Origin of the sequence: Myxococcus eversor (assembly GCF_010894455.1) — a bacterium.
In the GTDB taxonomy this organism is placed as follows: Bacteria; Myxococcota; Myxococcia; order Myxococcales; family Myxococcaceae; genus Myxococcus; species Myxococcus eversor.
In genome coordinates this window covers 39,628-57,035 of record NZ_JAAIXY010000020.1, presented here as the reverse complement: position 1 = coordinate 57,035, position 17,408 = coordinate 39,628, and the positions used below count along the sequence as shown (strand labels likewise).

At 69.4% G+C, this 17,408-nt stretch carries 13 protein-coding genes; 5 read left to right on the top strand and 8 right to left on the bottom strand.

The window, feature by feature from the left end:
- The coding region (locus G4D83_RS33595) for a pyridoxal-dependent decarboxylase (protein WP_163868965.1) at positions 1-1,375 on the bottom strand (1,375 nt) is incomplete at its 3' end.
- Between the two features lie 153 nt (positions 1,376-1,528).
- On the opposite strand from G4D83_RS33595, the gene G4D83_RS33590 reads away from it, so the two are divergent.
- The gene (locus G4D83_RS33590) at positions 1,529-2,971 is read left to right on the top strand and encodes a hypothetical protein (RefSeq protein WP_240356887.1); all 1,443 of its coding nucleotides are present in this window, start codon (positions 1,529-1,531) and stop codon (positions 2,969-2,971) included.
- A 113-nt stretch (positions 2,972-3,084) separates the two neighbouring features.
- On the opposite strand, the gene G4D83_RS33585 is transcribed toward G4D83_RS33590, so the two are convergent.
- Positions 3,085-3,996, bottom strand: a complete 912-nt coding sequence (locus G4D83_RS33585; RefSeq protein ID WP_163868963.1) for a LysR family transcriptional regulator — start codon at positions 3,994-3,996, stop codon at positions 3,085-3,087.
- Between the two features lie 67 nt (positions 3,997-4,063).
- Here G4D83_RS33585 and G4D83_RS33580 point away from each other — a divergent pair, with 67 nt between their 5' ends.
- On the top strand, positions 4,064-5,008 hold the full coding sequence (locus G4D83_RS33580; RefSeq protein WP_163868962.1) for a haloalkane dehalogenase: 945 nt from the start codon (positions 4,064-4,066) through the stop codon (positions 5,006-5,008).
- Between the two features lie 38 nt (positions 5,009-5,046).
- On the opposite strand, the gene G4D83_RS33575 is transcribed toward G4D83_RS33580, so the two are convergent.
- Both G4D83_RS33575 and G4D83_RS33570 read right to left on the bottom strand, forming a co-directional pair.
- Positions 5,047-6,273, bottom strand: a complete 1,227-nt coding sequence (locus G4D83_RS33575) for a hypothetical protein (RefSeq protein ID WP_163868961.1) — start codon at positions 6,271-6,273, stop codon at positions 5,047-5,049.
- Between the two features lie 31 nt (positions 6,274-6,304).
- Entirely contained in the window at positions 6,305-6,775 is a 471-nt protein-coding gene (locus tag G4D83_RS33570) for a MarR family winged helix-turn-helix transcriptional regulator (RefSeq protein ID WP_163868960.1), read from the bottom strand.
- A 153-nt stretch (positions 6,776-6,928) separates the two neighbouring features.
- Here G4D83_RS33570 and G4D83_RS33565 point away from each other — a divergent pair, with 153 nt between their 5' ends.
- Positions 6,929-7,738, top strand: coding sequence for a hypothetical protein (locus G4D83_RS33565; protein ID WP_163868959.1), 810 nt, complete (start codon positions 6,929-6,931; stop codon positions 7,736-7,738).
- Between the two features lie 72 nt (positions 7,739-7,810).
- Here the strand turns inward: G4D83_RS33565 and G4D83_RS33560 are convergent, their stop codons facing one another.
- Positions 7,811-8,797 (bottom strand): polysaccharide lyase family 20 protein, encoded by a 987-nt coding sequence (locus tag G4D83_RS33560; protein WP_205522780.1) that lies wholly within the window; start codon positions 8,795-8,797, stop codon positions 7,811-7,813.
- 354 nt (positions 8,798-9,151) lie between these two features.
- Here G4D83_RS33560 and G4D83_RS33555 point away from each other — a divergent pair, with 354 nt between their 5' ends.
- The gene (locus G4D83_RS33555) at positions 9,152-10,177 is read left to right on the top strand and encodes an arginine N-succinyltransferase (RefSeq protein WP_163868957.1); all 1,026 of its coding nucleotides are present in this window, start codon (positions 9,152-9,154) and stop codon (positions 10,175-10,177) included.
- A 16-nt stretch (positions 10,178-10,193) separates the two neighbouring features.
- Here the strand turns inward: G4D83_RS33555 and G4D83_RS33550 are convergent, their stop codons facing one another.
- The gene (locus tag G4D83_RS33550; protein WP_163868956.1) at positions 10,194-11,219 is read right to left on the bottom strand and encodes a lasso peptide biosynthesis protein; all 1,026 of its coding nucleotides are present in this window, start codon (positions 11,217-11,219) and stop codon (positions 10,194-10,196) included.
- Between the two features lie 65 nt (positions 11,220-11,284).
- Here G4D83_RS33550 and G4D83_RS33545 point away from each other — a divergent pair, with 65 nt between their 5' ends.
- Positions 11,285-14,428, top strand: coding sequence for an ABC transporter substrate-binding protein (locus tag G4D83_RS33545; RefSeq protein ID WP_163868955.1), 3,144 nt, complete (start codon positions 11,285-11,287; stop codon positions 14,426-14,428).
- A gap of 1 nt (position 14,429) precedes the next feature.
- Here G4D83_RS33545 and G4D83_RS33540 read toward each other — a convergent pair whose 3' ends face one another.
- Together G4D83_RS33540 and G4D83_RS33535 are read right to left on the bottom strand one after the other, a co-directional pair.
- Entirely contained in the window at positions 14,430-16,595 is a 2,166-nt protein-coding gene (locus tag G4D83_RS33540) for a hypothetical protein (protein WP_163868954.1), read from the bottom strand.
- Positions 16,596-16,663: 68 nt separating this feature from the next.
- Entirely contained in the window at positions 16,664-17,284 is a 621-nt protein-coding gene (locus G4D83_RS33535; RefSeq protein ID WP_163868953.1) for a DedA family protein, read from the bottom strand.
- Positions 17,285-17,408: the final 124 nt, after the last annotated feature.

Here is a 17,408-nt window from a genome sequence, read left to right as displayed (position 1 = left end):
AGGCATTCACCCGCTCCAGCAGCTCCCGATTGCGCGCGTCGGTGGCCTGGGGTGTCTCTCCAGAAAGAGGCTTCAAGCGGAAGCACACCAGCGACAAGGAACGAGGCACGGCCACCTCGAAGCGCGCGTCCTCGGACACCCAGGACTCGAAGCACTCGCCCAGCCGCACGTGCTCACGGATGTGGGCCCGCAGTCCTCGCGCGCCATAGTGACGCAGCACGAACCAGAGCTTCAGCGCGCGGAAGCGGCGACCCAGTGGCACCTGCCAGTCTCGGTAGTCGACGACGGCGCCGCTCGCGCTCGCGGCGTTGCGCAGGTACTCCGGCGTCACGCTGAGCGCATCGAGCAGCGCCTTCCTGTCCCGCATGTAGAAGGCATTGCAGTCGAAGTTGGTGAGCAGCCACTTGTGCGGATTGAAGGCGAGCGAGTCGACGACCTCCACGCCATCGAGCAAGCCGCGATGCTCCGGACACACCATCGCCGAGCCCGCCCATGCGGCATCGACATGCAACCAGCCGCCCGCTGCGCTCACACCCGTGCGGGACAACACCTCACCCACCGCGCGCACGGGGTCCACCGCGCCGGAAGACGTGCTCCCCACCGTGGCGCACACGAAGAACGGCTGGCGCCCGGCGGACAGGTCCTCATGGATGGCGCGCTCCAGCACATCGACACGCAGCGCATGGCGCGAGTCCGTCTCGATGAGCCGCACATGCGTCGTGTCCTCGGCGCCATGCGCCACTCCACACAACATGGCCGCCTTGAGCACGGAGGAGTGCGCCTGCGTGGACGCATAGGCCACCCACTCGGAGTCAGCCGGTGCGCCGTGACGACGGGCTCGCTCACGCGCGGCCACCATGGCGACGAGCGTGGCCTCGCTCGCGGTTCCCTGGATGACGCTGCCTCCGGTGGCGGAGGTGGAGCGGAAGTCGTCGGGCAGGCCCGTCAGCTCCGCGAGCCAGTCGAGCACCCGCGTCTCCAGCTCCGTCGCCGCGGGACTGGTGGACCAGAGCATGCCCTGCACACCCAGACCCGCGGACAGCAGCTCTCCGAGCACGGCGGGCCCGGAGGCATTCGCGGGGAAGTACGCGAAGAAGGACGGTGACTGCCAATGCGTGAGCCCCGGCAGGATGATGTCCTCCAGGTCCTTGAAGATGTCCTCCCAGCCGGACTCACCGGCGAGCCCCTCCTCGGGGGGATGCGCGGGCAGCTTCGACGCGACGCCACCGGGCGCCACCTGCGAGCGCACGGGGAAGGACTCCAGCCGCGCCTGATAGTCGGCAATCCAGTCCACCATCCGGTGACCGAGCTTCCGGAACTCCTCCGGGCTCAAGTGGGGCACGCCTCCATCACTACCCGTCGAGTCGTCGCGCATGCGCGGTTCCTGGCATGGGCCTCGTGAAGCTTCAAGCGACGCAGGTCACCCTCTTTTCAGGAAAAAGACTTATTCACGTTTTCCTCACATTGTTATGGAAAGAGTCATGGTTTGCTCGGGGGCATGACCCCAGACACCACGAGACGTGCACCGATGTGTCGATTGAATCGAGGGCTCGGCCTGTACGGAGTGCTCGCGCTGACCTTCGCCGCGCTGTGCTGGCCCTCACAGGCCCAGGCGCAGGCCTGGTCGCTGACGACCGCGCAGCGACAGGCGTTCCTCCAGTACTACGCGCCCGTCGTCCTCAAGCGAGGCAACGGGAACGACGGCCGGCACGGCTACGACTGGGTGACGAACTTCGACTTCGACCGGGATGGGAACTTCTCGAACAACAAGCTGAACTGGAAGCAAATCCCCCAGTACATCGACGCGTCTCGCACGGGACCCAGCGCCTGGTCCGGCTGGCGCGTCCGCCCGACGCTGTACACGTCGCTCATCGAGTTCATGGACGGAGGAAAGAACCTCGTCCTCATCTACCACGTGTATCACGCGCTCGATAAGAACGCGGCCGGGGACTACCAGCTCCACGACTGGGAGCGGGTGGAGATGCTCGTCCAGAACGTCGTCGGCAATCCGGGCAGCGGAGAGACCGTGGCCTACGCGGTGGTGACGCAGCACAAGCGCAACGTCGTGCGCCGCGCGGGGCACGTGGACCTCAACTTCATGCAGACGGCCACGGGCAAGCACCTGCTCATCTGGCAGGCGGAGTGGTCCGACAAGCTGGCGGCGGCGCACGGGCAGGAGCTGCGGTTCTGCACGGACCCCTACTCGTTCTTCGCGGGCCGCATGGCGAGCGCGGGCAAGGCGGAGGCCGGGGTCAACAACGACGGCAAGAAGAACGTGCACTATGCCTTCGTGCCGGAGGGCTCGGCGGACGCGGTGGCGGCGTTCGGCGCGCAAGCGCTCACGTATGCGACGGCGGACGCGCTGGCCAGCCGCTACGACAACGGGAAGACCATCACCTGGCCCAACGTGAAGCGCATCACCTACGAGCTCCAGGACCTGGCGGACATCCTGCCCACGCACTGGCAATACGGTGGCTACGCGACGCACTGGAAGGACACGTCCCCCATCGACTTCTGGCTGGAGAGCCCCATCGTCAACGAAGCGGGCCAGGCGGAGGTGAGCGCGGGGATGCAGCGCTTCTTCCCGCAGACGCGCGACATCGAGAACGAGGATGACCGTGAGGGCTACATCGCGAAGAAGTGGCTGCTCGGCACCTTCGAGCTGAACGACAGCGCCTCCGACTTCGGCGGCGGTGGCTCCAGCGAGTTCCACGACAACGCCTACGCCAGCAGCGTGGCGGACTCACGCGGCCGGACGCGGGCGAGCGCGAGTGGCTACGGCACGTCGCCAGGGGCCTTCTGGTGGCAGCACGACTACTTCGTGCACACGGGCTTCACGGACTCGAAGGACGGCGTGGAGCACGGCTTCTGGCTGCCGGGCGCGTGGTACTCGCCGACGAACGGTGGCTTCGACGGGCGCTGGGTCCAGCTCTTCGATGACCGCCCGGGCCTGGAGTCGGGACAGCGATAGAGCACCGCGCACTGTCCGCCCGCACGCCAGCATCTCGAACGCTGGCGTGCACGGGCCGATTCAGCGCAGGTCGAGCAGCCTCGGGTCGGCATCCTGCTCCCGCGCGGTCCTCTTCACCTGGCCAGGACCCCCTTTCGCACCAGCTCGCGGAAGGAGCGCGCCGCTGGGTCCAATTGGGTGCGCTCGTGCCAGCACATCGAGATTCTGACGGAGTGCGAGGGATAGGGTGCGTCGACCGTCTGCACCGTGAAGCGCGCCCCCTGCTCCACCACGAGTGACTCTGGCACCGTCGCGACCAGCTCGGTCGAGGAGACGACCGCCGCCGCGGCCGTGAACGAGGGCACCGTCATGACGACCTCTCGTGGGATGCCCGCGCGCGCATAGGCGGCACCGACGGCGTCACGGAAGCTCTTTCCCGGCACCATCTCCACGCGGACATGCCGCAGTCCGCCCAGCGCCCGCGCAGACAGTCGCTTGCCCAGCACGGGGTGCCCCCGGCGCGCCACGAGCACGGTGCGCTCCATCAACAACGGCTCGGTATGCAGGCCCGTCCCCTGTCCCGCGACGCCCAGGTGGAGATCCACCTGCCCCGACCCCAGGTCGCCCAGTGAGACGAGGGAATCGATACCGACCACGCGCAGGTGCGCATTCGGCAGTTCCTTCCTCACCAGCGCCGCGATGCGTGGCACCCACGTGAGCTGTCCCGCATCCGCGGCGGCCAGGGTGAAGGTCTGCTTGCACCGCAGCGGCTCGAAAGGGACTTCATGGAGCGCGAGCTCCATCTCCCGAAGCCCGCGTCCAATCGCGGGAGCCAGCGCGAGCGCTCTCGGCGTGGGGACGATGCCCCGCCCCTTGCGAGTCACGAGCGGGTCTCCGAGCAGGACGCGGAGCCGGGCCAGGCTGTTGCTGATGGCCGACGGGGTGACATGGAGCCGCTCGGACGCGCGGACCACGCTGCGCTCGGAGAGCACGGTGTGGAGGACCAGGAGGAGATTGAGGTCGATGGCCCCTATCTGAATGCTCATGAAACGTGAGGTTACTGCTCACGAATCATCACGACCAGGGAGGTGTCCCCAGCCGCATATTGGGCGCATGCACAGACTGCTCGGCTGGCTCCTCACCGGTGCGCTCATCGCGTGCCACGCCTCTCCACCCATCGCTCCCCAACGTACGCCCATGTCCTCCACCCACCAGGTTCCTGTCCTCGACTCCTTCATCTCCTACCGTGAGGAAGGAGCCGGCTCGCCCATCGTGTTCCTGCACGGAAACCCCACGTCCTCGTACGTGTGGCGCAACGTGATTCCACAGCTCGCTGGCCGGAGCCGCTGCCTCGCGCCCGACCTCATCGGGATGGGGAGCTCCGGCAAGCCCGACATCGCCTATCGCTTCGGGGACCACGCGCGGTATCTCGACGCCTGGTTCGACGCGCTCGACCTGCGCGACGTCGTGCTCGTCGGCTACGACTGGGGTGGCGTGCTCGCCCTCGACTGGGCTTCACGACATCCGGACCGCGTGCGAGGCGTCGTGGTCTTCGAGACGTTCCTCCGACCGATGCACTGGAGCGACTGGTCGCCCGAGGGTGAGCAGATGTTCCGCGCGCTGCGCACGCCCGGCGTCGGAGAGAAGCTGGTGCTCGAGCAGAACCAGTTCCTCGTGCGCTCGCTCGGCCATGGCATCAAGACGGGCCTCACCGAGAGCGCCCGCGAGGCCTATTACGCGCCCTACCCCGACGCCGCGTCACGGCGCCCCATGCTTCAGTGGCCGCGAGAGATTCCCATCGACGGCGAGCCGGCCGACGTCGTCGCCGTCGTCGAGCGCTATGACGCGTGGCTCGCGCAGCCGTCCGCGAAGCCGGCACTCCTGCTGACCTTCGGCGACGCCGGTCTCAGCGCACCCGCGGTCATCGAGTGGGCACGCAAATCCCTCCCAGGCCTCGAAATCGTTCCGCTCCGCCCGGCGGGACACCACGCGCCGGAGGACGCACCGGACGACATCGCCCGCGCCCTCCAGGGCTGGCTCGACCGCCACGGCTGGTAAGCCTCCGTCGCGACGTGTGGCTCGACTTGCACGCTGCATCAGCGCAGGTCGAGCAGCCCCGCGTCCGTGACCTTCTCAAGGCCCGTCAACCAGGCGAACTCGTCCGTGTCGTTGTCGTACACGCCGATGACCCCACCCCTCGCGCGCAGGACGAGCCTTCTCCCATCCTCGCTGATGTCGTGCACCCCCTCCATGCCGTCAGCCTTCAACTCACGGACCTCATCCCGGTCGAGCGAGTACTCGTACAGTTTGGAGACGCCCGTGGAGAAGTAATTGCTCTGGATGAAGTACGCCGTCTTGCGCCGCGCGCTCGCCTCCAGGAGTTCGCCGCCGCTGCAATAGGTGTCGTGGGTCCCCCAGACCTTTTCCTGACCGGTGCGCAGGTCGAGGCGACGATAGGTGGCGGGATTCGACTCGTCGCAGCCTCCCTCATCGAACACCCCTTCGCGGTAGAACACCATCGAGTCCCCCAGCACCATGGGCGACAGGAGTCCCTTCCGCTTCTGCTTCAGAGGTGGCCCGAGCTTCCAGGGCTTCGTGCCCGTGGGGTCCAGCGTGGCGACGCGCACGCCCCCGCGCTCGTGCCTCATCACCGTGCGCGACTCTCCCAGGACCAGGTCGTTGCTCGCGGTGTCCGTCACCTGCGTGGGCAACACGTGAAGGCCCTCGGGCCTGGGCCCGAAGCTCCAGCTCCACCAGTCCGCCGTGGTCACCGTCCCATTGGCGACGAGCACGCGAGAACCGTCGGCTGTGAACTGCTCGGGACGCTGCGAGTGCTGGACATGGTTGCTGGTCCATTGCGCCGGAACTCCCGGGGTGATGGCCACGACGCCCTCCAGGTCCCCCATCACGAGCATGTGTCCTCCCTTGGCGCGCCCCGCCTTGTCGGTGGGCACGTCGACCTTCCGGCCCGACAGCGTCACGCTCACCAGACGGGTCGACGAGATGTCACCCATGATGGAGACAGTCATCGCCCAGCGCCCCGTGGGCGGATGCACGGCGAGGAACCAGATCGAGCACGGCTCTGTCTCCCGAAACAACTTGCCCTTGTCGGGTCCCCCCAGCATCCGGTGCTCCCGCACCTGTTCGCAGTCCGCGAGCGTTCGAGAGCCCTCCGTGTCGATGTAGAGGACCTTTCCAGGGGCGAGGGCAATCAACGGCGCCGGGGACACCGTCGTCTTGGGAGACACAGGGGTTTCGGCCCACGCCGTCGCGGACGTGGCCAGCAGTGCGGTCAGCACCGTGCTGCGCAAGATGTCGGGCATGCGCCTGATGACGCACGCACCCATGCGGTATTCACCGTGCGTGTGATTGTTCCACGTCAGCGTCCTGCTCCAGTGCCTCGCGAACCTCCTGGAGCGTCGTCAGCGCGGTCTTCAGCGATGCCATGGACACCCGGCCTCCCACCTTGTTCGCCCACGCCAGCTGGCGCGCCTCCACCTCGCGCAGCCGCTCGCGCCCCTTCGTCGTCAGGGCAATCAACTTGGCCCGGCGATGGTGCGGGTTCTCCTGGTACTCGACCAGCCCCTCGGCCTCCAGCGCATCCGCTGTCTGCTGCACGCTCTGCCGCGTCAATCCAATGGTGCGCGCCACGTTCGCCACCGGCGTCGGCTCATGGTCCACCACGCCCAGCACCTGCCAGCGCGCGCTCGTGAGCCCGGACGGCGCGGAGAGCCGCTCGCCCGCGGCCAGCAGCAAACCGTTGCTCCGGAAGATTTCGAGCACCAGGTCCGTGAAGGCCGACCCCGCCGCCGTGTGTTTCGCCATGCGCAACAAGTTGTCATTGTGACAGATACCTGTCAATAAACACGACGGGCCCGCCACGGGGCCTCCACGAGCCGCCACGCGAAGTGAACGAGGCATTGAATATCCGAACCCCCGGGACGGTCGAGGAGGAGTTCTCTGCCGTGGGAGCCCACCATGTCGCGTCATGTCTCCGGCCTTCTCCTCTTGAGCCTCTTCACCACCGCCTGCGGAGGCGCGCGTCACCAGGCGCTGCTCGAACGCCGCGACGCCATCCGGGCCTCGAACGAGGCGTTCGAGTTGAAGGAAGTGGAGACCTACCGCAGTCAGGACGGGTTCCAGGAGACGCGGTGGGGCATGTCGCCCGATGAGGTGCGCGCCCTCTATCCCGAGGCCTGGGTGACGCCCCAGGGAAGCCTCCAGGTCCGCACCCACGTCACCGAGGCGCCCGCCGCCGTGGAGTTCCTCTTCGCCCGCGAAAAGCTGGCGGGCGTGAACATCCAGTTCGAACCCATGACGCACGTGCGCGGGCACGTCGAGTGGCTCTCGGAGCTGCTGGAGTTGAAGTACGGCGCCCCCATCTCCCATGAGGACACGGCCATCACCGCGACCCGATTCGTCCAGACGCTCGAAGTCCTCCACCTCACCACCGCGGTCGTCGAGCTTGCCAGCACCCTGAAGCACGGGAGCGGCATGGACTGGGAGGCCGAAGCCGAGCGCCAGAGAGTCCTGGCGAGCGCTCGCGAGGATGTCTTCGAGGCCCAGCATGACTTCGTGATTGAGATGGCGTGGAAGAACTCGGAGACCGCGCTCCAGTTGATGGCACGACAGCACCCCCACAGCCGCGCGCTCGGCCTCCAGTACGAAAGCCGCCGGCTGAAGCCCTACCTCCAGGAGGCCTCGCAAAGCCAGGAGGCGCGGGACCAGGAGGCTCGGCGTCAGGAGGCCCAGCTCCAGCTCAAGCGTGAGCTGGCCCAGGAGCTGTGAGGAGAAAGGCTCGCGCCCTCGAGCACTTCGAGGGCACGAGTCCCTTCCAGACCGCGCGGTGACGAGGGGCGCTCAGGAGCGACGACGACGCACGAGCGCCAGTCCCATCAATCCCAGGAGCGCGAGCCCCATGAGGGGTCCGCCAGCGCTGTTGCAGCCCGCGGCCTCCGCGTCCGAGCTGTCGGGTGACACGCCCGAGGGAGGCAGCACGCCACCGGGGCCTTCCTCCGGCAACGTGCCCGCATCGCGCCCTGGCTGGGTTCCCGCGTCCGTGGGCTCCTCCGGCTCCGGGTTCGACCCCGCGTCCACGGCAGGCGTCCCCGCATCCGTCGTCGGGGCGCCCGCATCCGTCGGCGTGCCCGCGTCCGGCGTGGGAGTGGGCGTCGTGTCCAGCACGTCCGCCAGCGTCGTCGCCTGGATGAAACCATCGTGGTACAGCACGCCCACCGGCTTCACCGTGTCGCTGCGATACAGGCCCAGCTTCAGGTAGTTGTTCTGGCCCGCGTACATCGTCGCGGCGCTCCGCTTCGCCAGCACCTTCTCCTTGTTGTGCCACAGCTCCACGAAGCCCGTGCTCGCCTTGGCGGACCACTTCACGTGCAGGATGAACTCGTGCCACACGCCACGCTGGAGCTTGCCGCGCCACGGAATGGTGGAGTCGGAGTTGAGCGCCATGCGCAGCTCCTCCCCGCGCACGTAGAACTCCAGCGGCGGTGAGCCGCAGCACCCGTCGTGGTGCCACTGCGTGAAGAGCTGCCACGTGTCCACGCTGGGGAAGTCCGTCGCGAACATCACCTTCCAGCGGTAGTAGTACTCGGAGCCCTCCTTCTCCCGCCCCTGGTACACGAGCTCATTGCGATTGCCGCTGGAGTTGATGGGGTCGTCGCCCTGCTTCACCGTGACCTTGAGCGCGTACTTGCCCTCCGCCACCGGGTTCGTCACCACCAGCAGGCGGTCGGAGCTGACCACCTGCTCGCCTGAGTACTGTGAGCGGTTGCCCGTCTCGAAGTCGCCGCGCCAGACGACTCCAGCGAACGCCAGGCTGGGAACCATCCACATCGCAAGCAATCCAGGAACAAAGACTCTCAATGGCACGCGTCCTTGCGAAGGTTTGAAGCCAAACGGTCGACGCACCGTAGCCGAAACCCTTCCAGGCTTCATTCCCCCCTCGGGTTGTTCCCACTCGCCTGACAACAGGGCGAGCTTCCAGACAAGGGGTTGGACGTTTGATAAATGTTTCACCCCGCGAGCCCCTCCAGAGGGCCACGCGCGCCTGCCAGGGCGGACAGTTCACCTAATGACTCAACGCGTCATACAAGGAAACAAGCGAGCGTGAGCTGACCGCGGTGAGGTGGTGTGGTGTATGGTCCCCACCCCTTCCGGCGCCCATTCAGGGGCGTCCCGGGTGCACCCATGCTTGTCCTGCGTGACGTCCAGAAGACCGACCTGGCCGGCCTCAAGCGGCTCGCCGCCGTGCTCAACACGGTGAACCTGCCGAACAACGAGGAGACGCTCGAGAACATCATCGACAAGTCGGTGAAGAGCTTCGCCGGGAAGGTGAAGAACCCCTTCGAGCGGGAGTACCTCTTCGTCCTGGAGGACGTGCGCAACGGGCTCATCATCGGCACGTCGATGATCATCGCCCAGCACGGGACGTACGAGGCGCCGCACATCTATTACGAGGTGAGCGAGCGGGAGCACTACTCCGCCTCCCTGGAGCGGCACCTGCGGCACAAGGTGCTGTCCATCGCCTACAACTACGAGGGCCCCACCGAAATCGGTGGCCTCGTGGTGGACCCGCCCTACCGGGCCACGCCGGACAAGCCCGGCAAGCAGCTGTCCTACGTGCGCTTCCTCTTCCTCGCCATGCACCGGCGGCTCTTCCGCCCGCGCGTGCTGGCGGAGCTCCTGCCGCCCCTGCTCCCCGACGGACGAAGCCTCTTGTGGGAGGCGTGCGGCAAGAAGTTCACCGGCCTGACGTACCTGGAGGCGGACCGCCTCAGCCGGCAGAACAAGGAGTTCATCAAGGAGCTGTTCCCCGCGTCGGACATCTACGCGTCGCTCTTCCCGGACCGGGTGCAGAAGGTGCTCGGCGAGGTGGGGCCGCAGACGCGCGGTGTGCAGCGCATGCTGGAGCGCATCGGCTTCCGGTACGTGGAGCGCATCGACCCCTTCGACGGCGGACCGCACTTCGAGGCCAACACCGCGGACGTGTCGCTGGTGCGCAAGTACCGCACCGTGAAGCTGGCGGACGAGGACTTCGAGCTGGAGGGAGACGACATCCTCGTCGCCTTCGAGCGTGAGTCCGGTCGCAACCGATTCCGCTCGGTGCGCTGCCAGGCGCGGCTCGACAACCAGGTGGCCTACCTGCCCGCCCGCGCCAAGGAAATCCTCGGCGCCGACGCGGGCGCGAAGCTGTCCATCATCCCCTTCGAGTAGCTCGGCCCCGCGAGCCTCACCGTCGGCGCACCACCCGGTGCGTCCCGCGCAGGAGCGACAGCCACCGCGCCCCGGCCTCCAGCGCCGGGCCGCGCGCGTCCTCCAGCGCCACCGGCAGGTGCGTGTCCGCTCGGACGTCATCCAACGACGTGGGGTCCAATTCCAGCGTGCCCCCGCCCACCAGCGCCACGCGCACCCACGCGTGAGGCCGCGCCGGCTCGCCGTCCACCACGAGCAGCCCGTGCACCAGGGCCACCTTCACGCCCTTCTCCCGAGCCCAGGCCGCGAAGCGCAGCGCGTGCGCCAGGCAGCCTCCCGCCTCGCCCGCACCGTCCTCGCTCCAGTCGGCCGCGCCGGGCCCCTTCTCGGGAAACGCCGCGTGCACCCGCGCCGCCAGGGCCCGCGCCGCCCCCACCGTCCAGGGCGTCATGCCCTCCAGTCGTGAGGGCACCTCCAGTGGCGGCACCAGGGCCAGCGCCCCCGTCTCGCCCTCCACGGGCAGCCCCTGGGCGAAGAGGTCCGGCGGGGCGCGCAGCCGCTCGCCCGGCGCCGCCACGGTGAAGCGCGACTCGCCCACCTCCAGCACGTCCATGCGCCCGCCCGAGTCGTAGCGCGCCCGGAAGGGGGCCCCGAGCAGCGTGCCCTCCACCCACGGCGCCGCGCCGCCCGTGACGCAGTGAGGGCCCTCACGGCCGGACAGCTCCTCGCGCCCCGTCACGCAGCCCGGCGCGGGAGGCCCTCGCCACAACCACAGCGCCTGGGGCACCACCGCCCGGCCGGCCAGCCGACCCGCCGCGTCCACCTCCACCGTCACCTCGCGCCGACGCTCCCCGTACTCGCCTCCTCGCGTGTGCAGGTGACGGCTCTGATACGTGAAACGCCCGGCGGCTCGCGTCAACGTCACCGTGCCCACCGGCACCCCGCGCCAGGAGAAGACGAAGCGCGTCTCTTCGCCCCGAGGAGGACGGGAGCCGCCCTCATTTTCTGGGCTGGCTGGATTGACGGGGAGCGCGAGGACAAGGAGGGCGAGCAGGACGGACACGGGGCTTCGCAGTCTGCGGCGTTTTGCGGACCGGCGCGAGAAGGCGGGGTAGCCTCGGTCGTTCCATGGGCGCCAAACGGTACCTCTTCGCGTTCGGCCTCGCGGCCGGCCTGCTGTCCGCGCTCGTGTTGGGGGGCGTCCTCCAGTTGAGCGGCCAGCGGATGGTGGCGTCCTCCTGGCTGGCGCTCCTGGTGGCCACTCCCGTGCTGTACCTGACGGGCGGATATCTGGCGTGGTTCCGCTGGGCGGCGCTGCGGCGGCTGGCGCGTCGGCGCGTCATGGCCCGGCTGGCGGAGGGCGACCTCACCACCACGGGCGGGCACAAGTACGAGGGACACGAGGACGTGCGCCGCCTGGTGCTTTCGCTGCGCCGCGCCCTGTCCCAGGTGCAGCGGGTGACGGCGAACCTGCACCGCACCAGCACGGACGTGAGCGAGCAGGCCCGCATGCTGCTGGAGGCGGCTCGGCGTCAGGGCGGCGCGGTGGAGCGCACGCTGCACTCCGTCAGCGGCATGGGCGGCAGCCTCCAGGTGGTGGGCAAGCGCGTGCACCAGTTGGAGGTGTTCGCAGTCGACACGACGGGCGCGCTCCTGGAGATGACCGAGCGGCTGGAGCAGGTGGTGGAGTCGCTGTCGCAGGTGAACGACTTCGCCAATCACACCACGGCGCTGATGCAGGCGATGAGCGAGCGGCTGGCCAACATCGCCTCGTCCGGTGACGAGCTGGCGCGCTTCGCGGGCGAGGCCGAGAACTTCGTGGCGCTGGTGGAGGGCGGCATCGACTCCGTGCGCCGCCGCGCCAGCGAGACGAACCAATTGGCGCTCGCGGTGACGGCGACGGCCGAGCGCGGCGAAGTGCTGGTGGCCGACAGCGTGAAGGGCATGTACCGGGTGGAGGAGACCGTCCGGAAGGCCGCGGAGCTGATGGGCACGCTGGGCTCGCGCTCGGCGGAGATTGGCCGCATCGTCGACGTCATCCAGGAGATTGCCGACCAGACGAACCTGCTCGCCCTCAACGCCGCCATCATCGCCGCGCAGGCGGGTGTGCACGGCCGGCCCTTCGGCGTGGTGGCCAACGAGATTCGCAACCTGGCCGAGCGCACCACGCGCTCCACACGCGAAATCGCGGCCATGGTGACCGGTGTGCGCGACGCGGTGGTGACGGCGGTGACGCTGGTGCACGAGGGCCGCGAGCAGGCCACCGCGGGCGTGGCCCTGGGAGACCGCGCGTCCGAGGCGCTGGTGGAGATTCGCTCGATTACCCAGCGCACCTTCAGCGCCGTGGAGGCCACGGTGATGGAGACGCAGCGCCTGGAGGCCCAGGGCGCCACGGTGGTGGAAGCCAGCCGCCGCGTGGCCCGCCGAGTGGAAGACGTCACGCGCATGGCGATTGAGCAGTCCGGCCACGCGCGCGAGCTGGTGCGGCAGACGCAGGAGATGGCCCGCGTGGGCCATGGCGCCTCGCAGAAGGCGGAGGACCAGGCGCGCACGGGCCGCGACTTGTCGGAGTCGGTGGTGCGCCTGAGCGCGGCGATTGAAGAGCTGCGCACCGCCAACGTGGTGCTCACCAAGGCGGACTCGTCCATTCGCGAGGAGGTGGCGCAGGTGCGCGAGGATGCGCGCCGGGTCATCCGCATCGGCGATGGACTGACGCGCACGGTGGACCAGTTGGGCCACGAGGCGCTGGGTCTGGAGACGGAGGTGTTCCGCTTCCGGCTGCCAGAGCCGCGCACGGGCGGCATGCTGCGCGTGGTGCTGCACCAGGCGGCCTCGCTGCGAAATCGCCAGGCGGTGGACCCGCTGTTCAGCGTGGAGAACCAGCTCTCGGAGCTGACCGCGTGCGCGTTCTCCGGACTGGTGCGCCTGGAGGACGGCGGGCTGGAGCCGGACCTGGCCGAGCGCTGGGACGCGGACCCCTCCGCGCGCCGCTACCGCTTCTATCTGCGCCGGGGCGTCACCTTCCACGACGGCGCGTTGCTGACGGCGGGCGACGTGAAGCGCCACCTGGAGCGGCTCCTGGACCCGGCGGTGCGCTCTCCGGACCGCAGCCTGCTGGAGGACGTGGAGGGCGCGCCCGAGTACACGTCGGGCCTTGCGCGCGAGGTGTCTGGAATCGAGGCGCTGGACGACGCCACGCTGGAAATCCGGCTGCGCGAGCCCAAGGCGTTCTTCCTGCACCTGATGGCGCTGACGCCCACGGCGGTGGCGCGCGTGGACTCGAATGGCAGGCTGGTGGGCACCGGACCCTTCCGCGTCATGTCGCTGGAGCCGGAGCGCGTGGTGATGGAGCGCAATCCATCCTACTGGCGCACCGGCACGCCGCTGTTGGACCGGCTGGAGTTCCAGTTGGTGAATTCGCGGCAGGAGGCGATGACGCGGCTGCGCGAGGGCGCCGCGGACCTGGTGTCCTTCCTCTCCGCCGAGCACGTGGAGGTGCCGGGCCTGGAGTCCTTCCAGGTGCTGGCCAGCACCACGCCCTCCACCGCCTTCGTGGCCCTCAACCTGCGCGAGCCGCCCTATGACGACGTGCGGGTGCGACGCGCGCTGCGCGCGGGCATGGACATCGTCGGCGCGGTGGAGCAGTTCCACCCGGGCGCCCGAGTGGCGCGCACGTTGACTCCGCCGGAGCTGATGGGCGGCACGGAGGTGGGGCCCGCGCCCGCGCCCGACGTGGCGCTGGCCGAGCAGTTGTTGCGCGACGCGGGCCTGCGCCGGCTGCGGCTCACGCTGCACCACCCGGCGGGCCGGGACACGTCGGCCGAGGACGCGGTGCTCTTCCGCCCCTTGTTGCAGGCGGGCCTGTTGGAGTTGAAGCACGTGGAGATGGCGCCGGAGGAGTACTCGGCGCGGCTGCGCGAGGGACGGGTGCCGGCCTTCCGCACGCTGTGGCTGGCGGACTTCCCGGACCCCGACACGTTCCTCTACTTCCTGCTGCACTCCAGCGCGCAGACGGTGTACCCGCTGGGCTACCGCAACCCGGAGCTGGACCGCATCACCGCCGAGGCGCGCGTGTCCATCGACCCGGGGTTGCGTCAGCAGCTCTACGTGCGCGCCGAGCACCTCTTCCGCGACGACTGTCCGCTCATCCCGCTGTACCACGAGCGAGTCCACGCGGCGGCCAGCTCCACGGTGCAGGGCCTGCGCCTGCACCAGACGCCACCGCAGGTCCGCTACGAGGACCTGTGGGTGGACCCGAACAGCTCCGAGTGACTCACGGCGACTCGCGCCGCGTCGCTCCCGGCGTGCCGTGTCGCTGGGGCCAGCCGCGCGGCTCCACCTGGATGCCGGGTCCCATTCCGTAGGACTCCAGCTTCCACACCCCGTCGCGCTCCAGCACGACGAGCAGCTTGTCCTCGAAGAAGGACGCGCCCGCCACCACCGTCGGGCGGCCCGGCAGCGGACACATCATCAACTTCTGTCCCTGCGCGAAGAGCTGGAGCCACACCTGCCGCCCATCCGGCCGCTCCGTGTCCGAGAGCACGCCCACCGCGCCGCCGTGAATCAGCGCCGCGTCATGCAGCGCTCCGGGCTCCGTCGCGAAGGGCAGCACATCCACCTCCCACGACACCTGCCCCGTCTCCGAGTCCACCGCGCGCAGCACCGTGCGCTGCTCCTCGGGCGTACACGGCAGGCCATCCGCGCGGTCGCACGATTGAGCGAACAGATAGCCCGGGGTTCCCCCCGCCGTGAGCAGCGCGGGCTCGGCCAGCGGCGTCAACGCGCGCGTGCCCGCGTCCCAATCCACGGCCTGTTGGGAGCCGCCATCCGCCACGTAGAACTCGCGCGCGCCCACCATCAGTCGGCCTCCCGCCACCGCGAGCGACGCGAGGCCTTGCGCCACGCCGCCATCCTTCCCGAGCGAGGTGATGGACACCTCCGTACCTCCGTCCGGCGACAGGTCCGCGCGCTCCAATCGCTGGCTCCCCGTGAAGCGGAACGCGGTGTCCTCCATGTCGACGACGACGCGAGCCTCCCCACTCCACGGCTCGACGGGCCCCGCGCGCACGAGGGAGCCCGCGTCCTCACCACGTCCGGAGAGCCAGACCCAGCGCTCGCGGCTGGGCGCCGGAAGAGGCCCCACGCCGCCGTCCGGGTCCACCTCCGGCATGCCTCCCCAGGCCACGTGCGCGATGACCTCTCCGCTCGAGTTCAGCGCGACCTGCCCCGCCGCGACATGCCCCACCCACGCGCCCGCGTCCGCGTCAGCGCCCATGGACTCCCACGAGGCCTCCCACTGTCGAGCGCCGGGCCCGCGAGGGGCATAGGACTCCAGCCCTTCCGGAGCGAGCACCACCACGCCCGCATCCGACGCGGCCAGCAGGGTGCGGGAGCCTCCGTCGGGATAGGGCGACTCGTAGCGCAAGAGGCCGCCCTGCGTGAAGGAGACGAGCCGGCAGCCCGCGTCACCACCGCACACCGAGGTGAACAGCGCGCCCTCCTGGACGAGCAACGCGGGCTGGCCCACGGGCTCGCCGCCCAGGTCCTGGCTGAAGTCGACCGGAAGGTCTCCCGCGTCGGGCTTCTCGCACCTGCCATCCTGACAGGTGCCTTCACCCTGGCACGCGGTGGCGGGCGCGCAGACCATGCCATCCGGCGTGGGCAACTCCTGACACGAGCCCCTGAAGCACAGGTTGGACTGCTTGCAGTCCACCGGCCCGCACGGAATGAAGTCCTGCGCGTCCACCTCCTCGCAGCCGTCATCGCGGTCGCACACGCCCACCTTGCACGGGTTCTTCGGCACCGGACACGCGACGGGCGACGTCACACACCCCAGCGTGGGCGAGCACCCATCCACCGTGCACGGATTGTCATCGTCACACGAGCGCTGGGCGCCCACGCACGCGCCCGACTCGCAGCGGCCGTTCGTCTGGCAGCGACTGGTGGGGATGCAGGTGGCGCCGTCTCCGAGCGCCCGCTCCACGCAGGTGCCGGTGGCCAGGTCGAAACTCGATTCGAAACAGGGTCCAGAGGGGACGCAGTTGAGCGGCCTCACGCCGAGCCCCGTGAGGCGCACGGTCTCCGTGCGTCCCGCGCCCGTCAGCGTCAGTGTGCCCTCCGCCGCGCCGTTGCCCGCGAAGAAGTCCACGTCGACCGCGATGGTGCCACTGCCCGGCACCGTCACCTCGGCGACGTCCACCGTGAAGGGCGAGTCCGAGGAGGCCTTCACCGCGACGCTGGCGCGCCCGGTCGCCACCAACGTCACCTGACGACGCGTCAGCGAGCCCTCCAGCGCGCGACCGAAGTCGACGGCCTCCTCCTGGGGACGGAAGCCCTGGCGCGCGCCGCCCACGCCCGGGTCATCTCCACAGCGGCAACCCGCCACGGACAGCACGAGCGCGACGAGCAACGAAGTCCCTGGGTGGATGCGCGAGGCCATGGAGGTGACTCAACCGCGCCGGACCGGGGCCACGCAATGTCGGCGTGGAAGGCAGTCCGCCCATGGACTCACGGCCCGGGGGCGGGCGCCCGTCGCCGAGCGAACATGCGCACCAGCACCGCCACGACTCCCACCACCACCAGGCCCACCACCGCGTACTGGTAGCGGCTCATCAGCGCCGTCAGCTTCTCGAGGTTGCCGCCCACCGCCACACCCAGCGCGAGCACCAGGCCCGTGTGCGCCATGGCCGACACCGCGCCCAGGCCCAGGACGTTGACGCGAGGCATGCGCGCGGCGCCCGCGGCGACGAAGATGAGGCCTCGGATGCCCGGCAGGAAGCGATTGGCCAGGAGAAGCCACGGCCCGTTGCGCCGCATCCGGGACTGCACCTCCTCCAGGCGCGCGTGGGTGATGCCGAAGTAGCTGCGGCCCGGGTGCGCATCGAAGCGCCCCGCCAGCCAGTGGCCCACCATGTAGTTGATGGCCGCGCCCACCACGCTGCCCGCCGTCACGACGAGGAACACGAGCAGCCACGGTTGCGAGCCGCGCACCGCGTACACGCCCCCCAGCAAGGTGATGGTGTCCCCGGGGAAGGGTGGAACGACGTACTCCAGCGCCGCCGCCAGCCCCAGCACCAGCAGCCCCAGCGGGCCGAGCGCTCCAATGAGCTGGTCGATGTATTCCACCATCCGCGCGAACAACCTCCTCCGGGTGCCAGACACCCGTCATAAGGCAGCCCCGGCGGAGGGGAAAGCGTCGCTGCTGGATGGTGAACAGAGTCACGTGAGCGCGGGCGCCAGGACGTCGGCTATG